The 15,697-nt window shown below is 71.3% G+C and carries 14 protein-coding genes; 5 read left to right on the forward strand and 9 right to left on the reverse strand.

Annotation, left to right across the window (positions count from 1 at the left end):
* Positions 1 to 311: 311 nt before the first annotated feature.
* Positions 312 to 1,169, forward strand: a complete 858-nt coding sequence (locus OG975_RS43525) for a pentapeptide repeat-containing protein (protein ID WP_406335201.1) — start codon at positions 312 to 314, stop codon at positions 1,167 to 1,169.
* On the opposite strand, the gene OG975_RS43530 is transcribed toward OG975_RS43525, so the two are convergent.
* Positions 1,131 to 2,621: a cytochrome P450 gene (locus tag OG975_RS43530; protein WP_406335202.1), complete on the reverse strand. Its 1,491-nt coding sequence runs from the start codon at positions 2,619 to 2,621 to the stop codon at positions 1,131 to 1,133. The genes OG975_RS43525 and OG975_RS43530 overlap by 39 nt on opposite strands.
* Positions 2,622 to 2,729: 108 nt before the next feature.
* On the opposite strand from OG975_RS43530, the gene OG975_RS43535 reads away from it, so the two are divergent.
* Together OG975_RS43535 and OG975_RS43540 are read left to right on the forward strand one after the other, a co-directional pair.
* Positions 2,730 to 3,338: a TetR/AcrR family transcriptional regulator gene (locus tag OG975_RS43535; RefSeq protein WP_406335203.1), complete on the forward strand. Its 609-nt coding sequence runs from the start codon at positions 2,730 to 2,732 to the stop codon at positions 3,336 to 3,338.
* Positions 3,339 to 3,455: 117 nt separating this feature from the next.
* On the forward strand, positions 3,456 to 4,181 hold the full coding sequence (locus tag OG975_RS43540; RefSeq protein ID WP_406335204.1) for a DUF2470 domain-containing protein: 726 nt from the start codon (positions 3,456 to 3,458) through the stop codon (positions 4,179 to 4,181).
* Here the strand turns inward: OG975_RS43540 and OG975_RS43545 are convergent.
* The 3 genes from OG975_RS43545 to OG975_RS43555 form a co-directional block, all read right to left on the reverse strand.
* Positions 4,149 to 5,381 (reverse strand): lactonase family protein, encoded by a 1,233-nt coding sequence (locus OG975_RS43545; protein ID WP_406335205.1) that lies wholly within the window; start codon positions 5,379 to 5,381, stop codon positions 4,149 to 4,151. The genes OG975_RS43540 and OG975_RS43545 overlap by 33 nt on opposite strands.
* Positions 5,382 to 5,537: 156 nt before the next feature.
* On the reverse strand, positions 5,538 to 6,596 hold the full coding sequence (locus OG975_RS43550; RefSeq protein ID WP_406335207.1) for a hypothetical protein: 1,059 nt from the start codon (positions 6,594 to 6,596) through the stop codon (positions 5,538 to 5,540).
* A 109-nt stretch (positions 6,597 to 6,705) separates the two neighbouring features.
* Positions 6,706 to 7,968 (reverse strand): FUSC family protein, encoded by a 1,263-nt coding sequence (locus tag OG975_RS43555; protein WP_406335208.1) that lies wholly within the window; start codon positions 7,966 to 7,968, stop codon positions 6,706 to 6,708.
* Positions 7,969 to 8,295: 327 nt separating this feature from the next.
* Here OG975_RS43555 and OG975_RS43560 point away from each other — a divergent pair, with 327 nt between their 5' ends.
* Entirely contained in the window at positions 8,296 to 9,399 is a 1,104-nt protein-coding gene (locus tag OG975_RS43560; RefSeq protein WP_406335210.1) for an erythromycin esterase family protein, read from the forward strand.
* Here OG975_RS43560 and OG975_RS43565 read toward each other — a convergent pair.
* Positions 9,363 to 9,977 carry a CGNR zinc finger domain-containing protein gene (locus OG975_RS43565; RefSeq protein ID WP_406335211.1) on the reverse strand — a complete coding sequence of 205 codons (615 nt, stop codon included), beginning with the start codon at positions 9,975 to 9,977 and terminating at the stop codon, positions 9,363 to 9,365. The two genes, OG975_RS43560 and OG975_RS43565, sit on opposite strands and share 37 nt — an antisense overlap.
* Before the next feature lie 123 nt (positions 9,978 to 10,100).
* Between OG975_RS43565 and OG975_RS43570 the strand changes: the two genes are divergently transcribed.
* The gene (locus tag OG975_RS43570; protein ID WP_406335212.1) at positions 10,101 to 11,099 is read left to right on the forward strand and encodes a zinc-binding alcohol dehydrogenase family protein; all 999 of its coding nucleotides are present in this window, start codon (positions 10,101 to 10,103) and stop codon (positions 11,097 to 11,099) included.
* A gap of 20 nt (positions 11,100 to 11,119) precedes the next feature.
* On the opposite strand, the gene OG975_RS43575 is transcribed toward OG975_RS43570, so the two are convergent.
* From OG975_RS43575 to OG975_RS43590, 4 genes are all read right to left on the reverse strand, one after another.
* Positions 11,120 to 11,707, reverse strand: a complete 588-nt coding sequence (locus OG975_RS43575; RefSeq protein ID WP_406335213.1) for a TetR/AcrR family transcriptional regulator — start codon at positions 11,705 to 11,707, stop codon at positions 11,120 to 11,122.
* 109 nt (positions 11,708 to 11,816) lie between these two features.
* The gene (locus OG975_RS43580) at positions 11,817 to 12,281 is read right to left on the reverse strand and encodes a hypothetical protein (RefSeq protein WP_406335214.1); all 465 of its coding nucleotides are present in this window, start codon (positions 12,279 to 12,281) and stop codon (positions 11,817 to 11,819) included.
* The gene (locus OG975_RS43585) at positions 12,274 to 13,689 is read right to left on the reverse strand and encodes an APC family permease (protein WP_406335215.1); all 1,416 of its coding nucleotides are present in this window, start codon (positions 13,687 to 13,689) and stop codon (positions 12,274 to 12,276) included. Before OG975_RS43585 ends, OG975_RS43580 begins: the two co-directional genes overlap by 8 nt.
* Positions 13,682 to 15,622, reverse strand: coding sequence for a primary-amine oxidase (locus OG975_RS43590; protein WP_406335217.1), 1,941 nt, complete (start codon positions 15,620 to 15,622; stop codon positions 13,682 to 13,684). Before OG975_RS43590 ends, OG975_RS43585 begins: the two co-directional genes overlap by 8 nt.
* Positions 15,623 to 15,697 lie beyond the last annotated feature (75 nt).

A 15,697-nucleotide genomic window follows, 5' to 3' on the forward strand; every position in this document is an offset into this window, starting at 1 on the left:
GAAGGCTCGGGGCTGCGCCCCGTCGCCCCCGGCCCGCTCCCGGCCCGCCCCCGGTCTTTTGTCTTTTAGGGGCGCGGGGAACTGCGCGACCAGCCCCCACCCACCCGCAGACGCATTCAGGGGCGCGGGGAACGGCGCAATCTTTGAGGGGGGTCTGGGGGCGGAGCCCCCAGGGATGGGACGGGTAGGGGCGGCGGGGGCGAAGGAACCACCGTCAGGCATGCGGAGAGGCTACCGATCTGCTCGGTAATGGTCCAGACCATGGCATCGAGCCTGTTCAGGGCACTCTCCCGGCTCAGTAGGCTGGGGGCATGCATGAAGACAGCGGAACAGTCCAGGACGACCGACGCCTCGAACTGCGGGCCGACTGCGGTGAGTGCTTCGGGCTGTGCTGCGTCGCGCTCCCCTTCTCCCGCTCCGCGGACTTCGCCATCGACAAGGACGCCGGAAAGCCTTGCCCCAACCTGAAGACCGACTCCCGCTGCGGCATCCACACCCAGCTGCGCGACAAGGGCTTCACGGGCTGCACGGTGTACGACTGCTTCGGCGCCGGACAGAAGGTCTCCCAGGTCACCTTCGGCGGCAAGGACTGGCACTCAGGTTCGAAGGAACGCGCCCGGCAGATGTTCGACGTGTTCCCCGTCGTACGCCAGCTCCACGAACTGCTCTGGTACCTCAACGAGGCGCTGACCCTCCCCGCCGCCGGCCCCGTGCACGCCGACGTCCGCCGCGCGCTCGACAAGACGGAGCGGCTCACCCGCCAAACCCCGGAAGAGCTCGGCGAGTTGGACGTAGGAGCGCACCGGCAGGACGTCAACGTGCTGTTGCTGCGGACCAGTGAACTCGTACGGGCGGGAGCCGGCCGGGGGAAGAAGGGCCGCCCCAAGGACCGCCGGGGGGCCGACCTGATGGGCGCCCGCCTCAAGGGAGCCGATCTGCGGGGAGCCAACCTGCGCGGCGCCTACCTCATCGCCGCCGACCTGACCGGCGCCGATCTGCGCGGCGCGGACCTGATCGGCGCGGACCTGCGCGACACCGACCTCACGGACGCCGATCTGACCGGCGCGTTCTTCCTGACCCAGCCCCAGCTGAACGCGGCCCGCGGCAGCATCGGCACGAGGCTCCCGGACTCAGTCACCCGCCCGGGCCACTGGGCGCCCCAGGGCTGAGGCCTCCCGCTGGACGGGCGCCCGGCGTTCCAGGTGCAGGCGCAGCCCCTCCGGCATCAGTGTCAGCCGTTCGGCCACGCGCAGCCGGTACTCCGGGTCGGCCCGCAGCTCGTAGCGGCGCAGCAGCAGCCCGAGAACCAGCGTCGCCTCGTGCAGCGCGAACTGGCGGCCGATACAGGCCCGCGCCCCGGTGCCCCACGGCTTGAAGGTGTGCGCGGGCCGGGCCCGTACCGCCTGCGCGTCGAAGCGGTCCGGGTCGAACTTCTCGGCGTCGGCACCCCACACCTCCGGATCCCGGTGCAGCAGTGGCGTCAGGACCAGTGCCCACGCGCCCTGCCGCATCGGGTGGACGCCGCCCAGCACCGTGTCCTGCCGGGCCTCGCGCGCGAAGGCCGGCGCCGTCGGCCACAGGCGCAGCGACTCGTCGAGGACCCGGCGGACGTAGCGCAGCTTGGCGATCTGGTCGTAGCCGGGCCGGTCGGTGTCGCCCCAGACGCGGTCGACCTCGGCCCGGGCGCGCGCGGCGACGTCCGGGTGCCGGGACAGGTAGTGCAGGGCGAAGGAGAGCGCGCCCGAGGTGGTCTCGTGGCCCGCGATGAGGAAGGTGATGACCTGACGGCGGACGTTCTCCGGCGCCAGCCGCTCCCCGGTCTCCGGATGGGCGGTCTCCAGCATCCGGTCGAGCAAGTCCCCTTCCCCGCTTGAGGATCGGCGTGCCGCCACCACCGCGTCGACCGTGCGGTTGAGGAACGCCATGTCCGCCTCGTTGCGGCGGAAGGCGCCGCGCAGCAGCAGCGGGGCCAGCGGCGCGGGGACGACATTGAGGCGCTGCGCGTACGTCAGGGTGCCGACCATCGCGTTCACGAAGGGATGCGGCCGGGAGCGCTCGAAGGAACCGAAGTCATGGCCGAAGCCGGTCCGGGCGATCGTCTCCAGTGTCAGCTTCGTCATGTCGCCGGGCACGTCCACGCCGCGCCCCGCCGCCTGCTCCCGGTCCCAGCGGTCCGTCAGCCGCTCGGCCACGGCGAGCATCATCGGGTGATAGCCCTCCATGGCCTCACGGCTGAAGCCGGGCGCCAGGACGTCGTGGGCCAGCTGCCAGTTGGGCTCGTGGTTGTACGCCGTGAACAGGCCGTCGCCGGCCACCGGGCGGAGGTTGGCGACCCCGAGGCCCACATGCTTGGCGAACCGCGACTCGTCCGCCAGCTCGGCCGCGAGGTCCGCGCCCCAGACGAAGACGATCTCCTTGCCGAAGGCCTTGCGCCGGAAGACCAGCCCGAGCCGGCGGCCGAAGCGCATCGAGTCCTGGAGCGGCGTACGGACGTTGACGCCGAGTACGTCGCCGATGAGGGGGACGCGGCGCGGCGGATGCGGAATGCGGTGCAGCTCCGGCCAGCCCAGTTCCGCGCTGCGGAACCCCTTGGGCAGCGCGGTCCCCGTCGTCTCCGTCATGACGCCATCTCCCTCGTGCCCGGGGCGGGTTGAGTCTGTTGTACGTGGGTTCAATAACGGAAACCAGTCTGGTCCCGTTGTTGAACCGACGTCAAGTAAAGTGCGGGCATGGCCGGGAAACAGGGGGAGCGCGCGCGTCGTCGGCTCAGTACCGAGGAGCGTCGGGAGCAGCTCCTGTCGGTCGGGGCCTGTCTGTTCTCGGAGAGCCCGTACGACGAGGTGTGGATCGAGCAGGTGGCCGAGATCGCCGGAGTCTCGCGTGGGCTGCTGTACCACTACTTCCCGACGAAACGGGACTTCTTCGCGGCCGTCGTCGAGCGCGAGAGTGGGCGGATGCTGCGGATGACGGCGGCCGTGCCCGGAATCCCGGTGCGCGAGCAGCTCGGTGCGGGCCTCGACACCTTCCTCGGATACGTCGAGGAGCACGCGCACGGCTTCCGTGCCTTCCACCGTGCCGACGCGGCGGGCGACCAGGCCGTACGCAAGGTCTATCAGCAGGCGCTGGCCGCACAGGAGCGGCAGATCCTGGAGGCGCTCGCCGCGGACCCCGAGCTCGGCTGGGCGCCCGAGGACCGCCCCGAACTCCGGATCGCGGTCCGGGGATGGCTGGCCTTCACCACGGCCGTGTGCCTGGAGTGGCTCAGGGGGGCGGAGCTGACCCGGGAGCAGGTGCGCGAGCTGTGCGCGCGGGCACTGCTGGGCGCGATCACGCCCTGAGTCGGCACTCGTCCCGCCCGGTCGCAACCTGAACAGAGTGCTCACAGATGGCGAGGCGTGGTTGGCGTACACCCGGATCTTCGATAGGTTAGGCAAGCCTTACCTAAGGAGGAACTGATGGGTGACCGTCACACCTGGACGGCCGCGCCTTCCGCGGCGGAACGCGCCCGCTCGGTACTCGCCGTGGCATGGTCCTGCGCGGTGACCGCCGAAGGCGGCCGGGAGGAGTTCGTCGGCGCGCACACCGTCGCCGTGGACGGCCGGGTGCTCCTGCACGTGCCGGAGGACAGCGCGCTGCTCGCGGCCGCGATCTGCGCGCCGCGCGGCGAGCCGTCCGCCGTCCTGGAGTTCGCCGATGTCGCGCCGGTTCCGGTACGCAACCGCATCCGCGCCCGCCTGTGGCTCGCCGGCTGGTTCATCCCCGAGGACGGCCATCTGGCGTTCCGGCCGACCCGCGCGGTGCTGCGCCGGCCGTCCGGAACGGTCGTGCTCGACCTGGACGAGTTCGCCGACGCCGAGCCCGACCCCCTCGCCCTCGCCGAGGCCCAGCTGCTCACCCATCTCGCCGACGCCCACCCGGACGCCATCGAGCGGCTCACCCGCCTCGTCGAACCGGACAGCCTGCACGGCGCGGTGCGCGTCCAGCCGCTCGCCGTCGACCGCCACGGACTCACGCTGCGGATCGAACGGGCGCGAGGAAACGGCGACGTACGCCTGCCCTTCCACGCGCCCGCCGACGATGTCGCCTCGCTCACGGAACGCATGCACGTCCTGCTGACACAGGCGAGCGCCGTGTCCTGTCCCCGCGCGCTACAGCGGCAGCGCACAGACGGCGACCGGTGAGGCGAACGGCTCGCCCGCGAGCCGGAGTTCGCCGCTCCCGCCGTCGACGTGGAAGACGCTGACGGTGCTCGACCTCTGGTTCGCCGCGAACAGCAGTCGTTCGTCCGGTGAGAACGCGATGTGGCGCGGGAAGTCGCCGCCGACCGGAACCGTGTCCAGGAGCCTCAGGCGGGCCCCGTCCGACTCGATCGCGTAGCGCGTCAGGCTGTTGTGGCCGCGGTTGGCGAGATAGGCGTACGACCCGTTCGACGTCACCAGGATCTGCGCCGGGTAACTCGTGCCCTCACCCGTACCCGTGGACTGCGGGTCGCCCGGGGTGAGCCTGCCGGTGGCCCGGTCGTAGGCGCAGACCACCACCGTGTTGTCGACCTCGTTGGCGAGGTAGGCATGACGGCCGCCGGGGTGGAACGTGAGATGGCGCGGGCCCGCGCCCGGCCGTGTATGCGCCTGGGAGACCTCGGTGAGCGTGCCTTTCGACTGGTTCAGCCGGTAGCTGTAGACGGTGTCGGTGCCCAGGTCGACGGCGAGTACATGACCGCCGTCGGGGCTGGTGATGAACTGGTGGGCGTGCGGGCCCTGTTGACCCGGGCCGGGCGCCGGAGTGGAGTGCGTGACCAGGTCGGTGCGCTCGCCGAGCGCGCCCGAGGCGTCGATGGGGTGCACCGCGACGCTGCCGGAGGTGTAGTTCGCGCTCAGCAGCCAGCGCCCGCTCGGATGCACCGACAGATGACAGGGGCCCGCGCCGCCGGTGCCGCGTGTGCCGAGCACCTTGTTCTTCGCGAGCCGTACGGCCGTCACGCCACCGTCGTCCCGCTCATTGACGGTGTACAGCGTGCGGCCGTCCGGATGCGTCGCGAGATACGACGGGTTGCCGACGCCCGTGATGGTGCCGGTGCCGGTGATCCGGCCCGTCGTAGGGTCGTAGGTGGCGAGGCCGATCCCGGTGCCGCCGCCGTCGACCGATGTGTAGGTGCCGAGGTACAGCGGGCGGGGGCCGGAGCGGTGAGTGGGGGACGGGGAGGCGTCGGCGCCCGGCGCTGTGGGGGTCGCGGGTGCCGTCGGGGCCGCCGCGGGGTCCGCCTCGGGTGCGGCCGGTGCCGGGACCGTCGTCACGGCGGCGGCTCCCGCCAGCGCGCCCACGAAGCGGCGCCTGGTCCAGCCGCCGCCCGGGCCGCGCGCCGCTTCTGCACCACTGCTCATGCCTGCACCTCGGGTGTCGGTTGCCTCAGCTGTGACAGCCACCTTGGCGCGAGACACCCGTGAAGTGCAAGACCGGCAACGGCCATTGCATTCTGTGCAACGGCCTTTCCCCGCCTGTTCCTTCCCTGTCCTTCTCTGTCCTTGCCTCTTCCTCGCTTACCAGTCACCGTCCTCGACCGGCTTGCCCGGCGCGTCCTTGAGCGGCTTCACCTGGTGGGGCGAGGGCTGCTGCCAGGGCTCGTGGTCGTCGCCGAGCCAGTCGCCGACCGGCTGCACCGAGCCCAGCGTGTCCGTGGGGGCCAGGTCGGTGGCGTCCTGGTCGTAGTAGTCGAACCAGGGGAGCCCGGCCCGGGTGTAGGCCGCGCGGTCCACCGGGGACGGCGGGGGAGACTCTCCGGTGATGCGACGCCACTCCGGCGGCGTCACGAGATGGACGAACACGCGCCCGGCCGGCTCCTTGGCCCAGGACTTCAGCGGCCGGTCGTCCTGGTAGACCTCCTGGCGCATCGAACCGCCGACACCGAGGCCCATCGCCGGAGCGCTCCGCGGACGCCCCGGCGCTCCGCCCATGGGAGGCGGAGCGGCACCCGGCGCGGCCGGCGCGGCCATGGGGAACGCGGCGCCGTAGCCACCCGCCGACAGGGTCGGCTCCCTGCGCTGCTCGGCCCTGCGGCGCTCCGCCTCACGCCACGCGGCCAGCTCCCGGTCGTTGAGCGGGAACGACTGCAGCTGTACGCCGCCCCACACCTCCTCGCCGGTGACCTGACCCTCGACGGTGGCGCCCAGGCCGAGAGGCACCGCCACGAACTGGCGGACCGTCCCCTTCCCGGAGTTGATGCCGTCGAGCCACGGCTGCCGGGGCAATACGACATAGTTCTGCGGTTTCCTGGTGAGCCGGGAACTCCACGGCTTGCCCGAGACCGCGCACACCTTGCCCACGCCGACCTGGAGGGCGGCCGGCTCCGACGTCCCGCCGAAACTCAGCCACATGGCCTCGCGCAGATACACCGGCAGCATCACACCGCCGCGCGCCCGCCACTCGGCGGGCACCGTGTCCGCGTAGTCCTCGACGCGCCGTATCGGGAACTCGCCGAGCCCCGGAGGCAGCGCGTGCGTGCCCGTCTCGGGCAGCCGCAGAGTCCGTATGAACCGGACCCGCACCCCGCCCGGCAGCCGCAGGGTGTTCCCGTCGATCCGCACGGTGCCCTCGGTCATCCGCCCGCCCCCTCGTCGTGTCGCTCGGCCGACATCGCGCCGCCTCCACGCCGTCGGACGAGTCTCGATCCCCGACGTCATACGGCTCTGGCGATGTCGTACCGCTTCCTCACATAGAACGTCGGGAGGCGGCGGGGCGGTTCCGCTTCCGGCGCAGTCGCCGCGGTACGCGCAGGTGTCGCCGCAGGCGCGTGAGGTGCGGCCGGCGTTCGCGCTCCTCGCGGGTGCAGCGGTCCAACTCCTCCAGGAGGCGCCGGGTGCGGTGCTCCGTGTCGAGCTCGTCGATGATGCGGTTGACCTCCGTCAGGACGGCGCCGTGCAGCTGCCACTGACGGGCGTCCCGCTGGACCTCCTCGAGGAACAGCTGGGCCAGCTTGTCGCGGGTGGCGGCCGCCGTGGTGAGTTCCGCGCTGAGCCGCTCCTCGGCCGACGCGGCGCTCTGGCTCACATCGGTGGTCACCAGGACGGCGAAGCTGACGATGGCGTCGGCGACCTCGGACAGCAGCTGTTCCAGGGCGGCCCCGGCCCGCTTCTCGAACAGCGGCTGGGGTTCGCGCTCCTTGGCGAGATCGGTGAGGCTGCGCGAGAGGACGCGCAGGACCACGGTGCAGATCTCCAGCGTGTCGAGCCCGGTGCGCAGCACCACCCGGTGCAGCAGTCCCTCGCGCACGCGCGGGTTGAGCTTCAGACTGTCCTCGGCCTGCCGCAGCGCCGCGTCCACCTCGACGATGTCGTGGTCGAGGCGGCGCGCCTCGTGCAGCCGTTCGGCCGCCAGCTCGAAGGGGGTACGGCCGGCGGCCTCCTCGCCGACGCGCAGCATCAACTGGCGCATCCGGCGCGCCAGGTCCTCGATGGACTCACCGGCCTCCTCCACCCACACCGGCGGCGCGAGCACGAGATTGAAGGCGAAGCCCACGACCGCCCCGATCAGCGTCTCCAGCACCCGCGCCCACGCGGTGTCGCCCACTCTGGTGACGCCGAGGACCAGCATGGCGCTGATCGCCACCTCGGGCACGAACTCGCTGACCCGTACGAGATGTCCCACGGCCAGTGAGGCGACGATGATCAGGGCAAGGCTCCACCAGGTCAGCCCCACGAGGCTGCTGAAAACGATGGCGATGACGACGCCGGCCACCACGGAGTTCACCCGCCGGATTCCGGTGGTGATCGTGGCGTAGACGGTGACCTGCACGACCAGCAGCGCGGTCAGTGGCGCCGTGAGCGGCGCGGGCTCGGGGCTGAGGTGCAGGGCGACGACGTACGCGATGGTCGCGGCGGCCGCCGACCGCACCGTCTGGACGACCACGGGCTCCCGGCGCCGCTCCACGAACCGGGCGACGGACGCCGCCCACTCACCACGTACCTCTTGCATCCTTGGGCTTTTCCCGTTCCACAGCCGTACCGAACGTTTTCATTGCGGACCGTATCTGTCCGCGAGTCGGCCTAGTTTGTTCTCATCAGCCGGAAGGCACAAGGAGGGGACCGGGGGATGAGCAATGTCGAGGGTGTCGAACTGCTGACGCGGGCACACGCCTACCGCGCGACGAGGTGGTTGCGGCCGTAACCCGGCTGATGAAGCCGGCAGGGGAAAGCAGGCTCGGGAAAACCACAGGGTCGCCCGCGAGGCTTTCCCCCGCCCCCATACGGAGGCCTGCCGGATGGTCCGCGGGAGCCCCGCACGGGATTCTCGGATCATGAAATGGCACCGGTCCGTGTCCGCCGCATGATCGGCGACGCGCGCATGGTGGGCCTCGGCGAGGCCACCCACAGCTCGCACGACTTCTTCGCCCTCAAGGACCGCGTCTTCCGTCACCTCGTCGAGGAGAAGGGCGTTCGCACCTTCGCCCTGGAGGGCAGCTGGAGCACCGGACTCCGCCTGGACGACTACGTTCTGCACGGCACGGGCGACCCCCGGCGCATCCTGAGCGAGGAGTTCCAGAGCGAGTACCTGTGGTGGAACAACACCGACTATCTGCGGCTCGTCGAGTGGATGCGCGCGTACAACGTGCGGCACCCCGACGACCCGGTCCGCTTCATGGGCGACGACTTCGGCTGGTCCGGACCCGAGTTGTACGACGCCGTCACGGACTATGTGGCCGGTACGTACCCGCAGCTGCGCGCCCGCTTCACCACGCTCTACCGCGGCCTGCGGCCCACCGTGAAGAGGGAGACGTACGTGGCCGGCTACTACAACGAGCCGCTCGCCGAGCGTAAGGAGGCGTACGACTGGGCCGTGCGGGCCGCGGCGGTCATCGACCAGACGGCGCGCTGGTACGCGTACGACTTCGAGGACCCGAAGCAGAACGCCGCCTCTCTGCGCTACCGCGACGACACCATGGCCGACAACGTCATCTGGTGGCAGGAGCACACCGGCACCAAGGTGCTGCTCTCGGCGCACGACGCGCACGTCGGATACGAGACCTTCGACCCCTCCGCATATCCCAAGATGCAGGGCGCGTTCCTGCGCGAGCGGCTCGGCGCGGGGTATGTGAGCGTCGGTGTCACCTACGACCGGGGATCGTTCAACGCCGTGGGTGCGGACGGGGAGATCCACCGCTTCACGCTGGGGCCGGCGGGCCCGGACAGCAGCGAGTCGACGCTGGACCAAGTCCGCTACCGCGACTACGTCGTGGACCTGCGCGGGGTCGGTTCACCGGCCCGGGAGTGGCTGGACCGGACACGGCCGACCCGGTTCGTCGGCACCGACTATCCGGGCCCGGACTTCAGGATCGCGCTCGGCCGCAGCCACGACATCCTCATCCACCTTCACCGGGTGGAGGCGGCGCGGCTGCGGGACCGGTAACCGGCCACCTTCGCGAGGTTGCCGCAGCGGTCCATGGAGCACCAACGGCGGCGGCGGGCCTGGGAGTCGTCCAGGAAGAGCAGCGAGCAGCCGGGGTTCTCGCACTCCTTGACCCTGGCCAGCAGGGGACTGGCGACCAGGAGAACGGCATCCCGGGCCACGGTCGCCAGGGCCGCCGGCGCGGGATCGGCGGCCTTCCAGCGCAGGGGCGGTCGCGGGCCGTCGTCCCCCTCGTCGAGCTGGGGAGATAGGTCGGGACGGGCGGCCGCTTCGTTGACCTGCGTGACATCGGCCGGGTCCGGGGCGGCCGATTCCATCGCGGCGCGTACGAGGCGGTAGACGGCCTCGCGCAGGGTGCGGGCGTACGCCAGGTCGCCCTCGGTGACCCGCGCAGGCGCGTCGTCGGCCCCGGCCCGCAGGTCCGCCTCGGCGATCCAGCGGGCGAGGGCGCCGGTGTCGGGGAGCCGCTCGAAGGGGGCGTCGCCGTGGCGTCTGCCGAGCGTCGCGACGAAGTTCAGGCACGGGCGGCCGCCGATGAAGGGAAACGCCGACATCGGGTCGGGGGCGGGACTGGTCATGACCTGAGCTTAGCGCTTGACACTGGTTCATGGGGTGTCGCATGGTGACACCAGTTGAACCGGTGTCACGGCTCCCGGGTGGGGAGCGGTCACCGGCGTCGCCATGAGAAAGCGGGTAGGGGAATGCGTGCAGTGCGGATCGATGAGTTCGGCGGGCCCGAGGTGCTGGTGCCGGTGGAGGTGCCCGACCCCGTCGCGGGGCCCGGCCAGGTGCTGGTGAAGGTTGTGGCGGCAGGTGTGAACCGGGCGGACGCGCTGGTCCGTGCCGGGCTCTACCACCGGGCCGGACGGCCGCCGCTGATCCCGGGCGTCGAGGCGGCCGGAATCGTCGCCGCGGTGGGGGAGGGCGTGACCGGCCTCCGTGTCGGGCAGCGGGTCATGGCCCTGGACGGCGTGAACGCCCCAGGTTTCTATGCCGAGTTCGCCGCCGTTCCGGCCACGCAGGTGACCGTCCTGCCGGACGGCGTGGAACTGACGGAGGCCGCGGCCCTGCCCGTCGCCTGGCTCTCCGCCTGGTACTGCCTGCGCCACCTGGCCAAGGTGACCAAGGACGACACCGTGGTGGTGAAGGCCGCCGCGAGCGGGGTCGGCAGCGCGGCCGTGCAGATCGCCGCCGAGACCGGCGCCCGGGTCATCGCGGTCGCCGGTTCACCGGAGAAGACCGCCTGGGCCGCGGAACTGGGCGCCCACGTCACCCTCGACACCTCCGCGCACCCCGACGACGCCGAGGTCGAGGAGGTGCTCAGGCTGACCGAGGGGCGCGGCGCGGACGTCGTGCTCGACACCGTCGGTGGCCGCGCCTTCGGGCGAAGCCTGCGCGAGATCGGGCACGGCGGGAGGGTGGTGGCCCTCGCCAATGTCGCGCTGGAGCCGAGCACGATCGACACCCGCGACTTCTACCCCAAGAACGTGGCCATCCTCGGCTTCCAGCTCACCAATCTGCAGATCCACGGCTACGACCCCCGCGAGGATCTGCGGGAGCTGGCCGATCGGGTCGCGGCCGGCACCTACCGCGTACCGGTGGAGACCGTGCTTCCGCTGGACCGGGCGCGCGCGGCCCACGAGCGCCTGGAGCGGCGCGACAACCGGGGCAAGATCGTGCTCGCCGTCGGGGAGAACTGACACCGCCGGGGACGTGAGGCTCAGGCGAGCGTGCCGAGGAGCCCTTCGAGGACCACTTCCTGCCGCCGGGCGCCGGTGGTGTGCGGAGCGAGCAGGGCGTTGATCTGGAACCCCATGAGGGTCGCCAGCAGGGTGTCGATGACGGGTTCGTCCGGTGTCGTCGCGGTGACCTCTCCGGCCTCGCGGGCCTGCCGCAAGTAGGTCCGCATCTGCTCGCGCCAGAGACTCATGGCCTGCTCGTGCACGTCGGCCATCCGCTCGTCGTGCAGCGCGCGGTCCCAGAAGGCGATGACCACCCGGGCCTCCAGGAGCCGGACCTCGTCGAGGGGCATGATCTCCAGACAGAGCCTGCGCAGGGCGGTCAGACCGCTCGCGTCCCCGATGGCCTGCTCGGCACGCGTGTTGGTGCTCTCGAACGCGTACTGGAACGCGGCCTGGAGGATCTCGTCCTTGTTGCGGAAGTACGGCGCCAGCGCGCCGTTGGAGTAGCCGGCCTCGGCGGCCAGGTCCCGCATGGTGACGGCGTCCAGGCCGCGGCGTGCGATCAGGGCCCACACGGCTTCGACGATCTGCCGACGTCGTACGTCATGGTCGACGATCTTCGGCATCCGTGTGTCGCCCCTCGTCCCGGTCCTCGTCCTTGGCCGCTGCGAGCCCGGCCTTCGTCCAACTCGACCTTAGCCAAGACCGTGACCACGTCCACGACCTCGCCCGTGGTCAGCCGAGCATCCCGGCCATCCCCGCGATCATCAGCAGGCCGCCGGTCTCGCCGAGCAGCGGGGTGCGGCCGGGCGGCGCGGGAACGTCACGCCAGACGCGTGTGAACAGCATGGCCCCGGCCCGGGCGACGGCCCAGCACGCGAGGAAGAACAGCGGCAGCGGCCAGGAACCGTCGCCGTGCGCGTGCGGCGCCTGGGACGGCACCATCACCGCCGTCAGTACGGCCATCACGGCGAGGTCGACGCTCCGGGCGGCGCACCCGCCGCGGGCGCTCCACGCGCAGGCCGAAGCGGTGGCGGCGCAGGCGAACAGCAGCTCACGCACGCCCGCTCCCGGGGCCGTCGCCGTCATCGCGGTGAGCGCGACCGCGTGCGGACCCCACCGCCGTACCGGACCGGGCAGGTGACCGGCCAGGCACAGGGCGGCGCCCGCCAGACCGGTCACCCACAGCAGTTCATGCACGACGGCGCACCGCGGACAGCGCGCCCGCCGCGAAGGCGAGCCCGACGAGCGCCTCGAAGGCGTGCGCCAGCCAGGCCGAACCTCCGATCAGCGTGGTGAAGTTGTCCAGCACCAGCCACAGGACGACCGCCAGGCCGACGACGCCGAGCACCGGCGCGACCCGGGTGTGCCACGGCCGGCGGTCCACGCCGGTGCGGGCGAAGTAGGCCACGACGGCGACGCCCACCAGGATCATCAGGACCAGGATCCCGAGCGTGGCCAGCCCGCTCATCGAGGTGAAGAGGTCGAGGACGGGGTCGGCACCGGCGAGTGTGAACGCACCCACGATCACCACGGCCGAGACGGTCTGGGCCAGCGAACCGGTGTGCGGCGAACCGTGCCGGGCATGGCTGCGGGCGAGCACCGAGGGGGCGCTGCCCTGGCGGCCCAGCGAGAACAGATAGCGGGCGATGGCGTTGTGGAAGGCGAGCAGCGCGGCGAACAGGCTGGTGAGCAGGAGGACTTCCATGAGGTCGGAGGCCGCCGAGCCGACATACTGCTCCGCGATCGCGAAGACGAGCCCCGAGGTGTTCTTGCCCGCCGCCTCCTGCACCTTGTCGCTGCCGACGGCCAGCACCACCGCCCAGCTGGAGAGGGCGTAGAACACCCCGATCAGGATCACCGCGAGGTAAGTGGCCTTCGGGACGCTGCGCTTGGGGTCGCGGGCCTCCTCGCCGTAGATCGCGGTCGCCTCGAACCCGATGAAGGAGGCGACGGCGAACATCACGCCGATCCCGGGCGATCCGGTGGTGAAGGCATCCGGGGTGAAGGAGGTGAGGTCGATGCCGTCGGCGCCGCCCTGGACCAGTACGGCGACCGTGACCACCGCGACGATGCCGACCTCCAGGATCAGCAGCACCGACAGCAGCTTCGTTCCTACGTCGATGTTGCGGTACCCGAGCAGTGCGACACAGCCGAGGAGCAGCCCGCTCCACAGCCACCAGGGCAGGTCGGGGCCGTGGTACTTCACGACCAGGCCGTCGAGTGTGGTGCCCGCGAGGCCGTAGACACCCGCCTGGACGGCGCTGTAGGCCAGCAGGGCCAGCCCCGCCGCTCCGGTGCCGGTGACCCTGCCGAGTCCGGCGGTGACGTACGAGTAGAAGGCGCCGGCGTCCACGACGTGCCGGCTCATCGCCGCGTAACCGACGCTGAAGAGCAGCAGTACGACCGCGACGACCAGATAGGCGGCGGGCACGCCGGGGCCGTTGCCGATGGCGAGCATCACCGGCAGCGCGCCGCCGATCGCGGTGAGCGGGGCGGCCGCGGCGACCACCAGGAAGACGATCCCGGCGACCCCGACCGAGCCGCGCAGCCCGGACGCGGGTGCGGGTGCGGTGCCGGCCTCGACGACCTCTGTCTGTTCACTCATGGCAGCTCCCGGTGGAACAGGCGGTGTGGGCAGAGGCGTTGGGCGGCACGTCGAGGGTGGGGTTACGGTCGAAGAAGCCGACCGGCTTGAGCTTGAAGCCGGTGTAGTCGACCGGCATGATCGGCCAGTCCTCCGGGCGCGGTGCGTGGGTGAGGCCGAAGGTGTGCCAGACGACGATGTCCTGGCCGTCGATGTCACGGTCGGCGGCGGTGTAGGCGGGCAGCCCGGCGCCGCCCGGGTGCTGGTTGACGAAGTCCCCGGCCGGGTAGCGCTCGGCGGGGTCGTAGCGGGTGACCCACAGGTGCTTGGTGGCGAACGCGGCGCGCGCGGCCACGGACGACGCCGGGTCGGCGAGCAGCGCGGGCTTGCCCTCGGGGAACAGCGCGTAGCCGACCGGATGGCCGAGACGGTTGAGCTCCGTGGGGTTGGAGATGTGCCAGACGCGGTCCACGGAGGCATCCGCGCTGCGCTGGGCCTCGCTCTCCCTGGTCAGTGGCGTACGGCGCAGGCTGAAGGCGTTGCCGCGCGGGTTGTCCGGGCCGATGGGCACGCGAGCGGCGTCGACTTCCTCGACGCGGTTGATGGTCCCGTCGAGCGTCATGTCGAGCCGCGCGCAGAACAGGTGCTGGTGGTACGGGGCGCCGAGACCCGGCGCGATCTCGGTGGCGTACGGGTAGTCGCCGCCCGGATGCGTGGAGGTGAAGACGACGCCGGTGGCCTTGGCCTCGAACTCGATGGTGCCGTCGAGGTAGAGGTACCAGTAGAAGCCGTAGTCGTAGTTGCCGACGGTGGTGAAGAAGGAGAGCACCATACGGCGCTGCCGGCGCGTCTCGGTGGAGCCCGCCCACAGGTCGGTGTGCTTCCAGAGGATGCCGTAGTCCTCCTCGTGCAGACAGATCGCGTTGGTGAGCGTCTGCGGAGCACCGGATTCGTCGGCGATGACGGCGTCGACGTAGGTGATGTCGCCGAGGCAGTCGCAGCCCAGCTCAAGGGAGTTGGCGTAGCGGCCGATCAAGTACTCGCCGGTGTCGAAGTAGTTCTGCCAGGACCGTACGGGGGAGGGGTCGGCGTACGGGACGACCATCTCGGCGATGGAGGCGCGGTGGATGAGCGGTCGCTCGCGTCCCTTGTCCCGGTCGTCGAAGGCGATCTGATGGAGGATCAGGCCTTCGCGGGCGTCGAAGCCGATGCGTAGCGACCAGTTCTCCCAGCGCAGGAGATGGCCGTCGAGGGTGAAGCTGGGGCCTTCGGGCTGGGTGATCTCCAGGGGCTTCTGGGTGGTGCGGAGCGGACCGGTGACGGCCGGGTCGTCGAAGTTGCCGGACTCGGCGGGTATCGGGACGGGGCCGAGGTCGACGACCTGGTCGACGGTTCGGCCGATGACATCGACGTAGGCGACGAGGCCGTCGACGGGGTGGGCCCAGGCGTGGTCCTTCTCGTGCTCCTGGACGAAGGCGAGCCCGCGCAGGATGCGGCGCCCGGACTCCTGCGGATACTCGTCGCCGTACACACCGGCGGACAGCGGCGCGACCCGGACCTGGGCCACGTCCAGGTCCCGGGCCCGCAGGGCGGCGAGCCACCGTTCGTCCTTGGCGAGGATCTCCTCGACGAGCCCGAACTCCTCGTCCAGTACCGGGAGTTGTCCATCGGAGACGGGGTCCAGGACGCGGTCGCGGTGCACCGACGCGCGGGACAGCGACACGACCACGTCATGGGCCGGTGCTCCGGCCGTGTCCTGCAGCAGGACACGCACTCGACGGTCGGCCGGGGCGTCCGGCGCGCGGCCGAGCAGGTCCTGCTTGGCCGGTTCCTCCAGGCCGAGGTAGGCGAACCGGGTCGTGTCCGTCAGGAGGCCCGCCGCGAGGAGGACGTCGCGTGCGGCGGAGATCTCCTCGGGGGCCAGTGGGTCGAGCGGGTGGGGCGGAGTGCTCATGAAGTCTCCAGGGAGAGCGGCGCGATATTTTTCTTCTACGTCTGTAGAGAAAAACTGCGCCACTCATGTTTCCCT

The sequence above is a fragment of the Streptomyces sp. NBC_00203 genome (assembly GCF_045206325.1).
GTDB lineage: Bacteria > Actinomycetota > Actinomycetes > Streptomycetales > Streptomycetaceae > Streptomyces > Streptomyces lutosisoli.